13 protein-coding genes and 1 pseudogene are annotated in these 16,095 nt (G+C 41.1%); 10 read left to right on the top strand and 4 right to left on the bottom strand.

Going from position 1 to position 16,095, the window contains the following annotated elements; translation table 11 throughout:
• Positions 1 to 20: 20 nt before the first annotated feature.
• Positions 21 to 2,882, top strand: coding sequence for a glycoside hydrolase family 3 C-terminal domain-containing protein (locus DW904_RS12095; RefSeq protein ID WP_118580922.1), 2,862 nt, complete (start codon positions 21 to 23; stop codon positions 2,880 to 2,882).
• A 53-nt stretch (positions 2,883 to 2,935) separates the two neighbouring features.
• Complete coding sequence (locus DW904_RS12090; protein WP_173715633.1) at positions 2,936 to 3,235, top strand: hypothetical protein; 300 nt, start codon at positions 2,936 to 2,938, stop codon at positions 3,233 to 3,235.
• A gap of 7 nt (positions 3,236 to 3,242) precedes the next feature.
• On the opposite strand, the gene DW904_RS12085 is transcribed toward DW904_RS12090, so the two are convergent.
• Positions 3,243 to 3,677 carry a transcriptional repressor gene (locus DW904_RS12085; protein WP_118580919.1) on the bottom strand — a complete coding sequence of 145 codons (435 nt, stop codon included), beginning with the start codon at positions 3,675 to 3,677 and terminating at the stop codon, positions 3,243 to 3,245.
• Between the two features lie 227 nt (positions 3,678 to 3,904).
• On the opposite strand from DW904_RS12085, the pseudogene DW904_RS23990 reads away from it, so the two are divergent.
• From DW904_RS23990 to DW904_RS12065, 4 genes and pseudogenes are all read left to right on the top strand, one after another.
• A pseudogene (locus DW904_RS23990) lies at positions 3,905 to 4,108 on the top strand (ABC transporter substrate-binding protein); the annotation flags it as partial.
• Between the two features lie 711 nt (positions 4,109 to 4,819).
• Entirely contained in the window at positions 4,820 to 5,650 is an 831-nt protein-coding gene (locus tag DW904_RS12075; RefSeq protein WP_243110411.1) for a YibE/F family protein, read from the top strand.
• Between the two features lie 130 nt (positions 5,651 to 5,780).
• Positions 5,781 to 6,560 (top strand): YibE/F family protein, encoded by a 780-nt coding sequence (locus DW904_RS12070; RefSeq protein ID WP_118580916.1) that lies wholly within the window; start codon positions 5,781 to 5,783, stop codon positions 6,558 to 6,560.
• A gap of 352 nt (positions 6,561 to 6,912) precedes the next feature.
• Complete coding sequence (locus DW904_RS12065) at positions 6,913 to 8,721, top strand: Na/Pi cotransporter family protein (RefSeq protein ID WP_118580913.1); 1,809 nt, start codon at positions 6,913 to 6,915, stop codon at positions 8,719 to 8,721.
• 320 nt (positions 8,722 to 9,041) lie between these two features.
• Here DW904_RS12065 and DW904_RS12060 read toward each other — a convergent pair whose 3' ends face one another.
• The gene (locus DW904_RS12060) at positions 9,042 to 9,320 is read right to left on the bottom strand and encodes a helix-turn-helix transcriptional regulator (RefSeq protein ID WP_118580910.1); all 279 of its coding nucleotides are present in this window, start codon (positions 9,318 to 9,320) and stop codon (positions 9,042 to 9,044) included.
• A 105-nt stretch (positions 9,321 to 9,425) separates the two neighbouring features.
• Here DW904_RS12060 and DW904_RS12055 point away from each other — a divergent pair, with 105 nt between their 5' ends.
• Positions 9,426 to 9,641: a hypothetical protein gene (locus DW904_RS12055; protein WP_118580907.1), complete on the top strand. Its 216-nt coding sequence runs from the start codon at positions 9,426 to 9,428 to the stop codon at positions 9,639 to 9,641.
• Between the two features lie 237 nt (positions 9,642 to 9,878).
• On the opposite strand, the gene gpmI is transcribed toward DW904_RS12055, so the two are convergent.
• Together gpmI and DW904_RS12045 are read right to left on the bottom strand one after the other, a co-directional pair.
• Entirely contained in the window at positions 9,879 to 11,420 is a 1,542-nt protein-coding gene (gene gpmI / locus DW904_RS12050; RefSeq protein WP_118580904.1) for a 2,3-bisphosphoglycerate-independent phosphoglycerate mutase, read from the bottom strand.
• 264 nt (positions 11,421 to 11,684) lie between these two features.
• On the bottom strand, positions 11,685 to 12,986 hold the full coding sequence (locus tag DW904_RS12045) for a homoserine dehydrogenase (RefSeq protein ID WP_118580901.1): 1,302 nt from the start codon (positions 12,984 to 12,986) through the stop codon (positions 11,685 to 11,687).
• A 331-nt stretch (positions 12,987 to 13,317) separates the two neighbouring features.
• Between DW904_RS12045 and DW904_RS25585 the strand changes: the two genes are divergently transcribed.
• The 3 genes from DW904_RS25585 to DW904_RS12035 all read left to right on the top strand — a co-directional run bounded on the left by DW904_RS25585 (position 13,318) and on the right by DW904_RS12035 (position 16,088).
• Complete coding sequence (locus tag DW904_RS25585) at positions 13,318 to 14,082, top strand: MATE family efflux transporter (protein WP_347562134.1); 765 nt, start codon at positions 13,318 to 13,320, stop codon at positions 14,080 to 14,082.
• Positions 14,043 to 14,660: an MATE family efflux transporter gene (locus DW904_RS25580; protein WP_347562133.1), complete on the top strand. Its 618-nt coding sequence runs from the start codon at positions 14,043 to 14,045 to the stop codon at positions 14,658 to 14,660. Before DW904_RS25585 ends, DW904_RS25580 begins: the two co-directional genes overlap by 40 nt.
• Positions 14,661 to 14,981: 321 nt before the next feature.
• Positions 14,982 to 16,088 carry a hypothetical protein gene (locus DW904_RS12035; RefSeq protein WP_118580898.1) on the top strand — a complete coding sequence of 369 codons (1,107 nt, stop codon included), beginning with the start codon at positions 14,982 to 14,984 and terminating at the stop codon, positions 16,086 to 16,088.
• Positions 16,089 to 16,095: the final 7 nt, after the last annotated feature.

Genomic DNA, 16,095 nt, shown 5'->3' with positions numbered 1-16,095 from the left:
GTTAAAGGAGGAAAAAGAGAATGATCAGTGTTGAAATGGAAGATGTTTTGGCGGTATTACAATTATGCAAACCATATATTATCGGTATTATTGCTGCACTTGTAATTGGAATCGTAATTATGGTTGCATGCCGCAGGATGTCCAGGGACAAAAGATTTCTGATAAGAGGAGAAGCTGTGATCGCAATGGTTCTTGCTGTTGTTGTCTGCGTGAATATGATCTGTTTTGGACCAATGGCTACATTGATTGGACTTGCAACGGGAAATGGAACTTTAAGCGATGAAACAAATGAAGAAGCTGCGGAAGTGGCAGAAGAAATTATGGAATACGGAATTGTTCTTCTGAAGAATGAAAGCTTGCTTCCTTTAAATGAAACAAAAAAACTGAATATTTTTGGCTGGGAATCTATTAATCCGGCTTACGGAGGAGCTGGTTCCGGTGGAATTAATGATCTGTATGATATTGTCAGTCTGAATCAGGGACTTGAAAATGCCGGATTTTCTATTAACCAGAAACTGGTTGATTTTTATAACAATTATGGTGCAGATGATCCGGAAATGTCTATCCAGAAACAGAGCTGGACATTACCGGAGCCACCTGTAGATACTTACAGTGATGAGCTTATTAAAAGTGCGAAAGAGTATTCTGATGTGGCAGTTGTGGTTCTTTCCAGAAAAGCAGGTGAAGGTCATAATGATATTCCTATGGATGTAAGAAAAGCAGCATATGATAATAATTCTGATGAATATGATGATTTTCCAGAGGGAGAGCATTATTTACAGCTTTCACAAACTGAGAGAGATATGGTGGATATGGTTTGCTCAAACTTTGATAATGTCATTGTAATTTATAATGGAGCAAATCAGTTTGAACTTGGTTTCGCAGATGAATATCCTCAGATTAAATCTGTTGTATGGTGCCCAGGAACGGGAAATGTGGGATTTAATGCACTTGGTAAAGTATTTTCAGGTGAAGTCAATCCTTCCGGAAAAACACCGGATACATTTATTTATGATATGACGACTGCTCCGTGGTGGAATAATGCAGAAAAAACAGAGTATACAAATCTGGCAGATATGGCTGTTGAAGGAATGAACGCAGGAACTGCGCAGGTGTATGCTCCGGCATTTACCAATTATGTGGAAGGCATTTATGTAGGATACAAGTACTATGAAACAGCTGCACAGGAAGGTGCGATTGATTACGACAAGACTGTACAGTATCCATTTGGATATGGTCTGAGTTACACAGAATTTGAACAGAAAATGGGTGAACTGGAGGAAAAAGACGGACAGATTTCTGTAGATGTAGAAGTAACCAACTCCGGAGATGTTGCCGGAAAAGATGTAGTAGAAGTGTATTATAAACCGCCATATACAAATGGAGGAATTGAGAAATCTTCTGCAAATCTGATCGAGTTTGCAAAAACAGATCTGCTTCAGCCGGGAGAATCTCAGACCGTTACAGTTACATTCAGTATAGAAGATATGGCCTCTTATGATGAGAATAATGCAAAAGCGTATGTTCTTGAAAAAGGCGATTATGTGATCTCTATCAACAGCGATTCACACACTGTGCTGGATCAGAAAACTTATACTGCAGATACTGATGTAGTATATGAGGAAGAAAATAAAAGAGTATCAGATGATACTGCAGCAACAAATGTATTTGAAGATGCAAAAGGCGATGTGACATATCTGTCACGTGCAGATCATTTTGCAAATTATAAAGAGGCTACAGCAGAACCGGCATCTGCAGAGCTGGGTGAGCCATATGCTTCTGAATATCATCTGAACAGTAATTTTGATAAGACTACATATCTTAATGATGAGGATGTAATGCCGACAACGGGAGCAGATAACGGACTTACATTAGAGGATATGCGAGATGCTGATTATGACGACCCTCGTTGGGAAAAACTTCTGGATCAGCTTGCTGTTGATGAAATGGCAAATATGATTGCAATGGCTGGTTATCAGACAGCAGCCATGGATTCTGTGGGAAAAGTGGCTACACTTGATTTCGATGGACCGGCAGCAATTAATAACAACTTTACAGGGGTTGGTTCTATTGGATTTCCGATTGAAGTTGTGATTGCTTCCACATGGAATAAGGAACTTGCACAAACCTGGGGTGAATGCATGGGCAAGATCAGTCAGGAAATGGGTGCAGAGGGCTGGTATGCACCAGGAATGAATACTCATAGAACCGCATTTGGTGCAAGAAACTATGAATATTTCTCAGAAGATGGAATTCTTTCAGGAAATATGGGAGCAAAAGCAGTAGAAGGAGCAAGAAAATACGGAGTTTATTCTTACATTAAACATTTTGCTATGTATGAAGGTAATGCCAAAATGGTAAGTGTCTGGTCGAATGAGCAGGCAATCCGGGAAATTTATCTGAAACCATTCGAGATTTCTGTAAAACAAGGTGGAGCAAATGCGGTTATGGTTTCCTGGAGTTTCCTTGGAGATAAATGGACTGGAGAATGCAGTAACCTTATGAATACAGTTCTCAGAGATGAATGGGGATTCAGGGGAATGGCGCTTACAGACTTCTTCCGAAACAATGGTCATGGATTTATGAATGCAGATGCAGCTTTGGCGAATGGAGTAGATGTAATGTTGTCTACATTCAATGGAGAAGAGAACAATGTAGCCAATCCAGAGCATCCAACATCTGTACTTCAGATGAGAAATGCCTGCAAAAATGTCATGTATACAGTTGTAAGCAGTTGGGCTTATGATGGAGAACACGAAGAAACAGGTATGGAAAACTGGAAAAAAGCAGGAATTGGTATCGACACTGTAATAGCCCTTTTCATGGCAGGAATGGAAGTACTGGTAATTAGAGGATATAAGAAAAGAAAGAATGCTGAATAAGGATGAAAGTGGGATGGAAAACAATTATGAAACAGTAAAAATTGGTTGAAAAGATGACAATAGAAGAAAAGGCAGCGATCCTCAGTGGAAAAACTGTCTGGCAGACCAGAGAAATTGACAGGTTTTCCATCTCGTGTTGTGCTGCTGAAACAAAGGAAAATGGCCGTCTGATTATGAGTGCTGAGGATGTATGGAATGTTTCGCTGACAGCACCAGAGGCGAAGCTTTATCTGACACATATGGATAATGTTGCTCATGCATCAGTTACACGCTTTACGATGCGTGGCCAATTAACAGCGTACGGTGTTTCTAACTATGATATGCTGGAAGACGGGGAAACTGTTGTTTACTAAAAGACAGTCAGCTCTGTGGAGAAGAAATTTTTTTGTTTTCACAGTCCTGACAGATGCCATGAAGCATATCTCCGCTGCAATGCAGCCGGAAGCCATGATCTTTATACAAATGCTCTTTAAATTCATCCATAAAGTCACAGTCAAGATGCACAACCTTGCCACATCTGATGCATTTCAGATGTAGGTGTTCTGTGCATTTTTTTTCTTCTCCTGCAAACTGAAACACAGCTTTATCACTGTTCAGATCCGGATATTTGATTACAATATGCTCGGCGCAAAGCTTGTCAAGATATCGGTATACAGTTGTTGTATTTACCTTAATTCCTTCAGTTTTTAAATATTTTTCAATATCAGCCACACTGACAGTGACAGCCTTCTGGGACTTCAAATACTCCAGAATAATCTGTCTTGTTTTTGTAGTATAGGGTTTTCGCTCAGCCATTTTCTTTATTCCTTTCATATGTGCTTTTTTCTATTGTATCTTTTTATTTCGCCTAAGTCAATTATGCTCCAGAAATGCAAATAATTTGCAAATATTATTGACGGCCGGTATTCTATGCGTTATTTTAATAAACGCAAATGGTTTGCGCTTATTTTAAGCGGATGAGATAATATGCTTTTGAAATTTTATTTTCAGGCACATCAGGTTTGTGCAGAAAGGATTTTATTATGAGAAAAAAATTATTAACTAGAACAGCACTTGCAGCTACAATAGCACTTGGCATTGGTTCTTTTAATCTGGCATATGCAGCAGAAACTGAGGATACTTCTTCTGGAAAAAAACTAAATGTTATGGCAAGCTTTTATCCTATGTATGATTTTGCAACAAAGGTTGGAGGGGATAAGATTGAGGTTACCAATATGGTACCTGCCTTCTGATTTGACGCAGGATGCATGGATAAATGTAACAGGTACATATCACTATGACAAACATAAAGGGATGGAAATTACTGTCACTGATATAGAAGACGCAGAGCCGTCAGAAGAGGAATATGTTTATCCTGCTTATTAAACAGAGATAGCTTGATTCAAGAAAACTATTTATAAGGTATATATTTTGCTCCATCAGAATGTTTGAAACAGAGCTTTGGGGCCTTTTATCTATCATTTATTAACTCCGGAAATAGAAAATAATTTTGTGTAAATGCAAACTATTTGTATTATAGATGCTGGCGCGGGACAGAAAAAAATGCCGTTACTGTTCACTCCGTTCACAGTAACGCGCTTCGCGATGCACAGAAATCATGCTTTGCATGATTTCGCGCTGCAACTCTCGGGTTTTCTGTGAACTTTGTTCACAAAAAACACCTCGCGGAACGTTAACAGTGAACAGTATCAAAATGCCAACAATATTTGCAAATAATCTGCAATTTACATTGACCAACATCGAATAAAAGCGTACAATGCGATATTGGCAGAAATATTAATCTGGAAGGAGAAAATAAATTCAATGAAATTTTGTCTATCTCATAAAAAATATCTTTTAGCTGGCATTTATATTATCTGTGTTATATTTACCTGTTTAATGCCAGATTCTATCACACTCCTCTGGCAAAAATATGTTCTGTATCAGAAATGGAAACCATGAGCAGAGAAGGAACCAGAGGTGCAGAAGAACACTATTATACTCAGAAAATTACAGCCCGGATATTGAACGGTGCATATAAAGGTAAAGAAATTACACTTTCTAACGAATACACTTCTTCACAGGTTCAGACGCAGAAATACCATAAAGGAGATACGGTACTTCTGAATGGGTCAAAAGACAGACCTGGAAAAACTATACGTTCTGTAAAACGTGACATCTATCTGGTCGTACTGGTGGGTGGTCTGATTATTCTTCTGATCTATATTACGAGAAAACAGGGGGGTTATACGATCGTATCAGTGATACTGAATACATTGATTTTTGCGTACGGATTTCAACTTTTGGGAGATGGAAAGAATATTCTGAGAATATGTAATGTAATTGCACTTCTTTTTTCGTTGACTACATTGATCTGTCTGAATGGAATTCACAGGAAAACATGGGCTGCTGTTCTTTCGACTTTATGTGTTCTTTTCCTGATTATGATGCTGTTTGATTTTTCTATTCACAGGTATGGAGATTTAGATTATTCTAATCTGGAATACCTTGGAAGCATGAGTAATTCAGCCGACATATTCTGGACAGATATTATGCTGACAGGGCTTGGAGCGATTATGGATGTAACAGTCACTATAAGTGCAGCAACTGGTGAAATTGTTCGCAAAAATCCATCAGTTTCTATAAGAAAGCTGATACATTCGGGAAGGGAAATCGGATATGATATTATGGGAACCATGATAAATGTACTGCTATTTGTTCTTGTAAGTGGCATGATTCCAATGTTTATTCTTAAAATGAATAATGAGATCAGATTTATAACGCTGTAAGATATCACATTCCATATGATATCTGTCGCTTTCTGATAGAAAGTATTGGAATAGTGTTGGCAATACCAGTATCTGTTTTAATTGCTTCGATTATTATGAAAATACCATCACTGAAAAGGAGTGGAAAATAATGATTCTTTTTCTTACATTAGTGCTGCTTTTTTTGATGATTACAATTGGAGGAGAACGTGGAGCTGTTTCAATCATGGCACTGGCAGGTAATATTATTATTCTGTTTTTTTCGGTTATATTGATGTCAGCTGGTTTTCCCGCACTGCTTCTGATACTGGCGGCAGGAGCAGGTGTCTGTTATAATTCTCTGTTTTATCAGAATGGAAATAATGTCAAAACGCGAGCTGCCTTTCTGGCTACACTGTTTGTAATGCTGATTCTGTTTATTCCGATTTTTGCTATTACGTGGAGAACAGGAAGTTATGGCTTAAATGAACTTCAGATTTCAGAAGAGGATTTTATGTACTATTACAACACAGATATCAGTATTAATATGCTTCATGTGGCTGTTTTTGTAAGTGTTTTCAGCACTCTGGGAGCTGTCATTGATACTGCACTGTCTGTGACGTCATCTGTGTATGAAGTCTGGACTCATAAAAACAGTCTGGTAGAGAAAGAACTTACTTCAACAGGGTATCAGGTGGGAAAAGAAATTATAGGCACAACAGTAAACACGTTGCTTTTTGCATATCTTGGAGGGAGTATTTTATTGTTTTCCTATGTGCAGACACAAAAATATAGTCTGGAAATCATTCTCAATTCCAGATTCCTCTTTCAGGATGTTGCGATTATGCTATTTGGTGCTATTGCCTGTCTTGTTGCAGTTCCAGTATCAATTAAATGCATTATCTGGCAGATCAGACATATTAATCCAGATAAAAAGCAATTAAACGCTTAAATTACATGGTAATCAGAAGATGGGAATTTCATATATAGTGATGTCACTGATAAGAGAGATGCCGGTTGTGTGTAAGATTCTTGCATAATGGTATCTACTTATCGTCAGTAAGCTGAATAGAAATAAAAATTACCATATATTTCGTCAGATTATACAGAAAAATGGAAATTTTGAACCGCAAAAAATTACAATTTGAAATTAATCAAATATTGTAATCAGCCTATGATTATGGCATAATGATTAAGGATATGTAAAAATTGAGAAAAATCCACGTTAACAAAAGAAAATACTTTGAAAAGAAAGGTCGCCTCTGCAGAATTGGCAGAGGGAAACGACAACAGAGGATTAGAACATGGCAATTTTTTCAATGGTTTTATCTTTGCTGTGCGGAGTATCATTTTTCCTTTTTGGAATGTCGCTGATGGGAGACGGACTGAAATCCGTTGCTGGTAATAAGCTGGAAGCATTCCTTTACAAAATGACCAATACCCCGCTGAAGGGAGTAGCACTTGGAACAGGTGTTACCAGTGTAATCCAGTCATCATCCGCCACTACCGTTATGGTAATCGGTTTTGTAAACTCCGGTATGATGAAGCTGAAACAGGCAATTGGTATTATCATGGGCGCAAATATCGGAACCAGTATTACAGGATGGATTCTGTGTCTGTCTTATATCCAGGGCTCCGGTGGAATTGCAAGTATTCTTTCTACAGCCACTATTTCAGCAGTAGTTGCTGTAATCGGTATCATGCTTCGTATGGTCTGTAAGAGATCTGTATACCGAAATATTGGAAACATTATGCTGGGCTTTGCTATTCTGATGAATGGTATGCAGATGATGAGTGGAGCAGTTTCTCCTCTTCGTGAAAGTCCTGTATTTATTGATATGCTGACAATGTTTTCCAACCCAATTGCAGGTATTCTGGTAGGTATTGCATTTACCGCAGTGCTTCAGAGTGCATCTGCAACAGTTGGTGTGCTGCAGGCTCTTTCCGTAACCGGAATCCTCACCTTTGCAAGTGCATTTCCAATTGTTCTTGGTATCGGTGTTGGTGCTGCATGTCCGGTACTGATCTCTGCAGTTGGAGCGAATAAGAACGGTAAGAGAACAGCTCTTGTATATTTGCTGAATGACTTATTCGGTCTGATCCTGTGGTCCATTGTATTCTATACCTTGAATGCGTTCATTCATTTTGGATTTTTGGATATGATCATGACTCCGGTATCCATCGCATTTTTGAACACCATTTTCCGTGTGGCTACCGTTGTGGTGCTTTTCCCGTTTATTTCCAAGCTGGAGAAACTGGTTTGCTATCTGGTTAAGGACAGCGCAGAGGAGCTGGAGGACGAGGCAGACTTCGATCTTCTGGAAGAGCGTCTGTTAAATTATCCTGCACTTGCAATCGGACAGTGTCATCGTGCTATGAATGGTATGGCCAAGAAGCTTCGTAAGAATGTAAACAGAGCTATGAACCTTCTGAATGATTATCAGCAGGATAAATATGACAAGGTACAGCGTAAGGAAGACCTGATCGACAAATATGAGAGCCGTCTTGGAGAGTATCTGATTCAGCTCACCAAACGTGAGATGAACACCGCCCAGACGCGCCAGACCTCCCTTTATCTGCACACTATCAATGACTTTGAGAGAATTGGCGATCACGCTTCCTACATCGCACATATGTCCAATGAAATGCATGATAACCACACTAATTTCTCTCAGACAGCATGGGATGAGCTGAATGTAGTTATGGATGCAGTCCGTGAGGAAATCAATGTGACCTGCAATGCATTTATGAACGATGACAGAGAAGCCGCACAGCGTGTTGCACCACTTGGCGTGGTAATCACCAGACTTTGTGATGAACTGAAGATGCGCCATGCAGAGCGCCTCAGCCAGGGCAAATGCGGACTGGAAGAGGGAACTGTGTTCAGCGATATTCTGAACAGCTTTGGACGTATTGCTTCCCACTGTGCAAGTGCCATGACAGCACTTATGAAAAGTGGGGAAGAGACAACCGATATCCACATTCACAACTCCAGAATTTATCCTACAGACAGTCTGGAATATTACACTTATTTTAAGGAATACAGACAGAAGTATGATATTGGTACAGAAGTGGAGCATAAGCTGAGTATGGAGCCGGAAGAGGTTGAATAAATAATTTTTAAGATAAAAATACCGTCAGATGAAAATTCGCAGATAAAATGCGAAAGTCACCTGGCGGTGTTTTTTATGCAGCAGGGTTCTTTATGGAAAAATTAATACCCTGGATTAATTAAAAAACAATATGAAAAAAGAACAAAATGCTCTAAAAATAATTCCAGACTCTCTCCACTCAGCCGAAACAAAGAATTAGGCATCCGTGCAAAAAAATAAAAATGTAAGTATTTTTATTCTTTTTCAAAAAAACGTGTTTATCAGAGCTGAGACACGTATAGTTTATGTATGGTTTATACTGTGGGAGTCTGAAGCACCAGTTATTTCGATGGAGTGTGAACAGGATGTGATGCGGCTGCCTCTTTTTGAGCTGTTTTCGCATCCTCAATGATATCAGGGTTATTGGGTACGTATTCTACTATATCATCCAGATCACAGTTAAGAACAGTGCATATTCGGTCTAATGAAAAGATTTCTACATTTTCATTGTCCCGAAGTCTGCGCAATAACCTTTTTTCGATTCCACACTCATTAATGAGATAGTACTGTGAAATATGGCGTTTTTTCAATGTCTCCCAGAATCTGTCGTATTTTATCATCACTCAAATTCCTGTCCATTTTGTTCTTGCCATATCTCTATTATGGGTTTAAAATGAAAAACATAACAGGGTGATTATAGTCACCCTATCTGGGAGGACTAAGATATGCGAAAAGGATTAAAAATAGCAGGTTCCACTGTATTTGCAGCTGCATTGTCTTCGTGTCTGTTTTACTGTATGGTAGCAGGGGCGAAATCTGGCGCTGTGGTATATGTGGTCATGGCTGCACTGTTGTCTGTTATTATTTCGGTAACTCTGTGTGCAGGGTTTCATTATATCCGCCATCTTCAGAAGCTTTTGAAGGAGCTCAGTGAGAAGTAGTTTTTATATAAGAAGTAGTAAACAGTGGAAGTACGATTTAGATCGTGTTGTTGTATAAGGGAAACAATAATTCAGAAAGAGCTGGCGACAATAGGTATCAGGAATAATAGAACAGCTGTGATGGATGGAAAATCTGTCAGAGCTGTTCTTTTTGTGCCATAATAAAAAAGGACATAATAAAAAAGGCGCTGGCATTTAAGTCAGCACCCTTTAAAGCAACAGAGCTGTATAAGCGGATTATTTCTCCACCAGAAGTGATTTACCAGTCATCTCAGCTGGCTGCTCCATGCCCATAAGCTGGATCAGAGTCGGGATGATGTCTGCCAGGCAGCCGTTCTCACGAAGAGTATATTTCGGGTCTGCATTAACCAGAATGAACGGTACCGGATTGGTGGTATGAGCAGTATATGGCTCGCCTGTCTCATAGTCTACAAGCTGCTCTGCGTTACCGTGGTCAGCACAGATGAACATCTGTCCGTCAACCTCCTTCAGAGCCTCTACAGCTTTTCCTACGCACTCATCAACAGCTTCAACAGCTTTGATAGCAGCAGCTTCAACACCTGTATGACCAACCATATCCGGGTTGGCGAAGTTGATGATGATCACATCATATTTCTCGGATTTGATTGCTGCAACAAGCTTCTCGCATACTTCCGGAGCGCTCATCTCTGGCTGCAGGTCATAAGTCGGAACCTTCGGGGACTTCACAAGGATTCTGTCCTCGCCCTTGTTTGGCTCCTCAACGCCACCGTTGAAGAAGAAGGTTACGTGAGCATATTTCTCAGTCTCGGCGATACGTGCCTGAGTCATGTTGTGAGCTGCCAAGTACTCGCCGAATGTGTTGTGAAGCTGAACCTTGTGGAATGCAACCAGCTTATTTCCGATGGTGTCATCGTAATCTGTGAAGCATACATATGTGAGGTCAAGGCGTTTCTCTCTTGCGAAACCTGTAAATTCGTCATCGCAGAATGCTCTTGTGATCTCACGTGCACGGTCAGGACGGAAGTTGAAAAATACAACAGAATCTTTATCAGAAACAACGGCAACTGGTTTGCCATCTTTCTCAATGACTGTTGGAAGAACGAATTCGTCTGTCTTGCCGTCGTCATAGGATGCCTGTACAGCCTCAGCTGCGTCGGTTCCCTTAACACCCTCGCCCTTGGTAAGTGCGTTGTAAGCAAGCTCAACACGATCCCAGCGGTTGTCACGGTCCATTGCGTAATAACGTCCGGAAACAACACCAATCTCACCTACGCCAAGCTCATCCATCTTCGCCTGGAGCTGCTGGATATATCCTTTTCCGGAAGCCGGAGGGGTGTCACGGCCGTCCAGGAAGCAGTGTACATAAACTTTATTAAGTCCCTCTTTCTTAGCCATTTCAAGAAGACCAAAAAGGTGAGTAATGTGGCTGTGAACACCACCATCAGAAAGAAGACCCATGAAGTGGATCGCGGAATCATTTTCTTTGGCATTCTTCATAGCTGCAAGAAGTGCTTCATTTTTGAAGAAGTCTCCGTCCTGAATCTCTTTGGTGATTCTGGTAAGCTCCTGGTATACGATACGGCCTGCACCCATATTCATATGACCAACCTCGGAGTTACCCATCTGACCGTCCGGAAGACCTACAGCCAGTCCGCTTGCATTACCTTTTACAAAAGGATATTCAGCCATCAGCTTGTCCATGACAGGTGTGTTCGCTTCGTATACAGCGTTTGCGTCATGTCTTTCATTCAGGCCATATCCGTCAAGAATCATTAAAACCGTTGGTTTTTTGCTCATAATGTGCTCCTTTATATGATAAAATTTCCCTTTTGTTGTTCCTTATATATAGTATCAAAAATCTGGGATTTTTCAATCACAATTTTTTTTATTTCTGGAAACTATTTTTAGCAGTATTTACTATGGGAGTTCTGATGAGGAAGAATTCTGCCTTGGCAGGCTTTTTATATAACAGCTTATTACATAAAAAAGGCACGAACGAATCGTGCCTTTGACTGTATGCTTAAGATAAACATATGTACAATATAATTTTGATTTTTCTAATTACTTCCTATAAACTCGGATAGTCTTTGAAATACGCTTTACCGAAGACTTATTGGAAAGCTCCTGTACCGCTGTCTTGAAGTCACCCTCACGAACCTTGGAAGTGATCACAACAACCTCTGCAAGATGGTCGTCCTGGTTCTGGCTGTCCTTCTGGATGATCTGGGCAATGCTTACGTGATATTTGGCGAAAACCTCTGTCATTTCAGCAAGTACACCGCAGCGGTCTTCTACATGAAGGCGAAGGAAGTAACGGTTGTAGGTATCTTCCATTTTTTTCACAGGAAGCTGTTTATAGCAGGTACATCCGATACGGCCGCAGCAGCCTGCTTCCATATTGCGCACAATATCAAAAATATCTCCAACTACAGCACTTGCAGTAGGAAGCTCGCCTGCACCCCGTCCGAAGAACATGGCATCCTCTACAGCATCTCCATGGACAAAGACCGCATTATAGGAATCATTAACGGTTGCAAGAGGATGATCATTTGGAATCAGCATCGGGCAGACGTAAGCTTCTACACCGGACTCAGTATTGCGGGCAACACCAAGAAGCTTGATGGCACAGCCCATCTCTTTTGCATAGCGGATGTCCTTGGCGGAAATTTTTGTGATTCCTTCGATATAAACATCATCAAATACCACTCTGGAATTAAAAGCAACGCTGGCGAGAATAGCCACCTTGCGTCCTGCATCAAGTCCATCAATATCCGCAGTAGGATCCGCTTCTGCATAGCCAAGCTCTGTGGCAAGTGCCAGTGCATCTTTAAATTCCATATTCTCCTGGGACATTTTTGTGAGGATGAAGTTGGTAGTACCGTTTACAATACCCATAACCTCGCTCATGTGGTTGCCTGCCAGGCACTGCTTCAAAGGACGGATAATAGGGATTCCGCCTGCTACAGCTGCTTCAAAGAGAAAATCCACATGGGAAGCTCTGGCTGTGTCCATAAGTTCTTTTCCGTGGACGGCAATCAGATCTTTGTTTGCTGTTACTACGTGCTTGCCTGCGTGAAGAGCATCCAGAATATAGGTTCTGGCAGGTTCGATTCCGCCGATCAGTTCGATTATAATGTCAATGGAAGGATCTGCTTTAATATCCTCCCAGCTATTGGTAAGGACAGCCGGATCATCTACCTTGCCAGCTGCCTTTTCCAGGTTGCGGACAAGTATTTTGCGTATTTTAACCTTGCAGCCGATTTTGGCTGTCATTTCTTCTTCCTGGTTCTTCAGAACCTTGTAAACACCGGTTCCAACTGTTCCAAGCCCAAGCAGGGCTGCGTTTATAACTTTTTCTCCCATGGGGAACTCCCTTCTTAAAAATAGTAGTGCTGCCGTTTGCTCGTGGTTCCCGTTCATAGTCTGGCAGCAGATATAAACGTAAGCGCGAAAAAGACAGATGTCTTTCACACGTTAACATTTCGTTATGTGGTTCTTATAGTATGGCAGAAAATGGTTTTTGTCAAGCGCTTAAAATAATACAATCCTATGGACTGCGTTCACAAATAAACACCTCGGGGAACAGCACCTGCTGAATAGTTGCAAAATAATAAAAAAAGGGGCTTGAAAGTAGAAAAAATATCGCCTATAATCCCTCTCAAACGATATTTTTTCTTATGGAGGAAAACTGAATATGCAGACAGATATGACTGTGGGAAAGCCCATGAAAATGCTGTTGAATTTTACTATTCCTGTATTTCTGGGAAATGTTTTTCAACAGCTGTACAGTATGGCAGATGCAGTTATTGTTGGAAAGTTTGTTGGAACCAAGGGGCTGGCAGCGGTAGGCGCTACTGGAACCATTACGTTCCTTATTATTGGATTCCTGATGGGGGTTACAACAGGAGTTACAGTTCTTACCTCTCAGAAGTTCGGAGCAGGAAGAATGGATGAGATGCGTAAGACGGTTGGTAATGCAGCAATTCTTTCTGCTGTGATCGCAGTTGTTATGACTGCAGTAAGCATGTTGGGAATGCACAGGCTTCTTGTATTCATGCATACACCTGAAGATATTTTTGATGGTGCATATGGTTATATTATGATCATCTGTGCCGGAATTTTTACCCAGGTATTGTATAATCTGGTGTCCAGTATCTTAAGGGCACTGGGAAACAGCAAAACGCCTCTTTACTTTTTGATTCTGGCGGCAGGACTGAATATTGTACTTGACCTTGTATTTATTATCTTTTTTCACTGGGGAGCGCCGGGAGCTGCCTGGGCTACCGTTATTTCACAGGGAGTGTCAGGAGTTCTTTGCCTGATTTATATGTGGAAGGCCGTGCCGGAACTAAAGATGAAAAAAGAAGACTGGTATTTTAACCGTGATATTGCCGTAAAACAGATCAGTGTGGGAATTCCATGGGACTGCAGTATTCCATTACAGCCATTGGAGGCATGATGGTACAGAGTTCTTTGAATATACTTGGCTCTTATGCAGTTGCGGCCTTTACAGCAGGCTCTAAAATTGATAATATCTTTACCCAGGCATTTGTAGCTATAGGAACTACAATGTCTACATATAGTGCACAGAATGTTGGCGCGCGTAAGCTGGACCGTGTGCGTCAGGGGTTCCGGTGTGCAGATGTGATCGGCTGTGCATATGCTGTTGTTGTAGGATTTGTCCTGTTTTTTGTGGGAAAAAGCTTTTCTTATCTGTTTATCTCTGATAATGCAGAGGCGGTGATCCCTATGGTGGATACATATCTTCGCTGTGTTGGAATGTTTATGATTCCCCTTTATGTGGTCAATTGTTACCGTAATGGCTTTCAGGGAATGGGATATGGGCTTCTTCCTATGCTCTCAGGCGTGGCAGAGCTTATTGGAAGAGGGGTGATGGCAGTTGTTGCAGCAGATGCCAGAAGTTATACAATGGCATGCATGGCCAGTCCATTTGCATGGATTGTAGCAACAGTCCTTCTTATTGTACTTTACTTCTATGTGATGAAGGATATGAAGAGAAAATTATGTCTGCAGTGAAAGCCAGGATTACAAATCCGTAAACGTGATTTAATAAAATGAATTTGGTATAGACTGTTAAGGCTGAAAAAAGGTCGATTGCAATCCGAGTTTCCAGTTTGAAAGGGTAACTTCCACATATTCTTTCGGAAGAATTAACTTTCACGGATAAGCTCTTGGGGTGGAAGTTTGAATTGCAATTAACATTAAAGGGATTCTTTTGAAGGAAATATACATTTTAAGATACAAAATGGAAAATATATGTTATAATGAAACAAGGTTTCGCCATTAGATGGAGAAGCCTTGTTCAAACAGTGTTTTTATCAGAGGAGAGTTTTATACATGAGTAAGGACAACAAGCATACTCAGGGAAGCCCGGGAGACTTTGAAGATAAAATAGATTCGGCTATGGCAGGTCTTGAAGCAGATCTGGACGAGGAATTCCACGGCGCAGACTTTTATGATGAAGATGACCAGGAGAGCGATTTTGATTCCTGGGAGGGGGAAGACGATTCCGATGCAGAAGAACTGGCTGAGCAGGATTCTGAAGAGGAGTATCCAGAGGAAGAAGAGTACGACCAGGATGAGGCAGAGCTGAGCACGGAAGAAGAGGACTTCTGGGACGAGGAAGAGACAGAATCTGAAGAAGAGAATTCAGAGGAAGAAGATTCAGAGGACGCTGAATCTGCAGATGAACCGGAAACATCTGAAAAAGAGCTTCAGGTGGAAATTATTCCGCCCTATTCAAATAAAGGCAGAAAGCACCGAAGAAAAGATTCTGCCGGTGCGGCAGCACCTAACCAGCCTGAGAAGCAGACTTCTAAGAAATCTGCCAGACCGTCTCCGAAGCCGGCAGCCAGATCTGCCCGTCCGACGAAGATTTCCTATGTTCCTATTACTGATGAGGAACTGGATGAGAAGATCATCCCTGTTCCCAGAAAGAAGCATAAGGGACTTAAAGTTACGGGAATTGTGGCAGCTATTCTTGCGGTGACAGCAGGATGCGCTTATGGAGCAGTGAGTTACTATTATGCAGACAGATTCTTTGAAGGAACCTATATTAACGGAATCAACTGTTCCAATAAGACTGCCTACGAGACAGAGCAGCTGATTGCAAGCAATGTAGAGGATTATTCCATTGAGATTACCGCGAGGAACCAGGAGCCGCAGGCAATCAGCGGAAACCAGATCAATTACCGCTATGTGTCTGATGGAGAAGTTCTGGATCTTTTGAAGCAGCAGAAGCCATATGAATGGGTAAAAGGGTTCATGGAGACCAGAAGCTATACCACCCAGGAGAATGTGACTTTTGATAAGAGTTTGCTTCAGAGTGAAGTAAAGGAATTAAAGTGTGCACAGGCAGAAAACCAGGTTGAGCCGGAGAATGCATATGTGGCGCTTGAGGGAAGCGAGTTTACCATTGTTCCTGAGACTGAGGCAGCAAGCTGAAGGGTGA

Source organism: Ruminococcus sp. AM42-11 (genome assembly GCF_003480145.1).
In the GTDB taxonomy this organism is placed as follows: Bacteria; Bacillota; Clostridia; order Lachnospirales; family Lachnospiraceae; genus Blautia_A; species Blautia_A faecis.
The sequence above is the reverse complement of the archived record's forward strand: the minus strand, read 5'-3'. Positions and strand labels throughout refer to the sequence as shown.

Coding starts and splice junctions, on each gene's coding strand:
- DW904_RS12075 (WP_243110411.1), top strand. CDS start 4,820: ATGAGCAGAGAAGGAACCAGAGGTGCAGAAGAACACTATTATACTCAG.
- DW904_RS12085 (WP_118580919.1), bottom strand. CDS start 3,677: ATGGCTGAGCGAAAACCCTATACTACAAAAACAAGACAGATTATTCTG.
- DW904_RS12060 (WP_118580910.1), bottom strand. CDS start 9,320: ATGATAAAATACGACAGATTCTGGGAGACATTGAAAAAACGCCATATT.
- DW904_RS12095 (WP_118580922.1), top strand. CDS start 21: ATGATCAGTGTTGAAATGGAAGATGTTTTGGCGGTATTACAATTATGC.
- DW904_RS12065 (WP_118580913.1), top strand. CDS start 6,913: ATGGCAATTTTTTCAATGGTTTTATCTTTGCTGTGCGGAGTATCATTT.
- DW904_RS12055 (WP_118580907.1), top strand. CDS start 9,426: ATGCGAAAAGGATTAAAAATAGCAGGTTCCACTGTATTTGCAGCTGCA.
- DW904_RS12035 (WP_118580898.1), top strand. CDS start 14,982: ATGAGTAAGGACAACAAGCATACTCAGGGAAGCCCGGGAGACTTTGAA.
- gpmI (WP_118580904.1), bottom strand. CDS start 11,420: ATGAGCAAAAAACCAACGGTTTTAATGATTCTTGACGGATATGGCCTG.
- DW904_RS12045 (WP_118580901.1), bottom strand. CDS start 12,986: ATGGGAGAAAAAGTTATAAACGCAGCCCTGCTTGGGCTTGGAACAGTT.
- DW904_RS25585 (WP_347562134.1), top strand. CDS start 13,318: ATGCAGACAGATATGACTGTGGGAAAGCCCATGAAAATGCTGTTGAAT.
- DW904_RS12070 (WP_118580916.1), top strand. CDS start 5,781: ATGATTCTTTTTCTTACATTAGTGCTGCTTTTTTTGATGATTACAATT.
- DW904_RS25580 (WP_347562133.1), top strand. CDS start 14,043: ATGGGACTGCAGTATTCCATTACAGCCATTGGAGGCATGATGGTACAG.
- DW904_RS12090 (WP_173715633.1), top strand. CDS start 2,936: ATGACAATAGAAGAAAAGGCAGCGATCCTCAGTGGAAAAACTGTCTGG.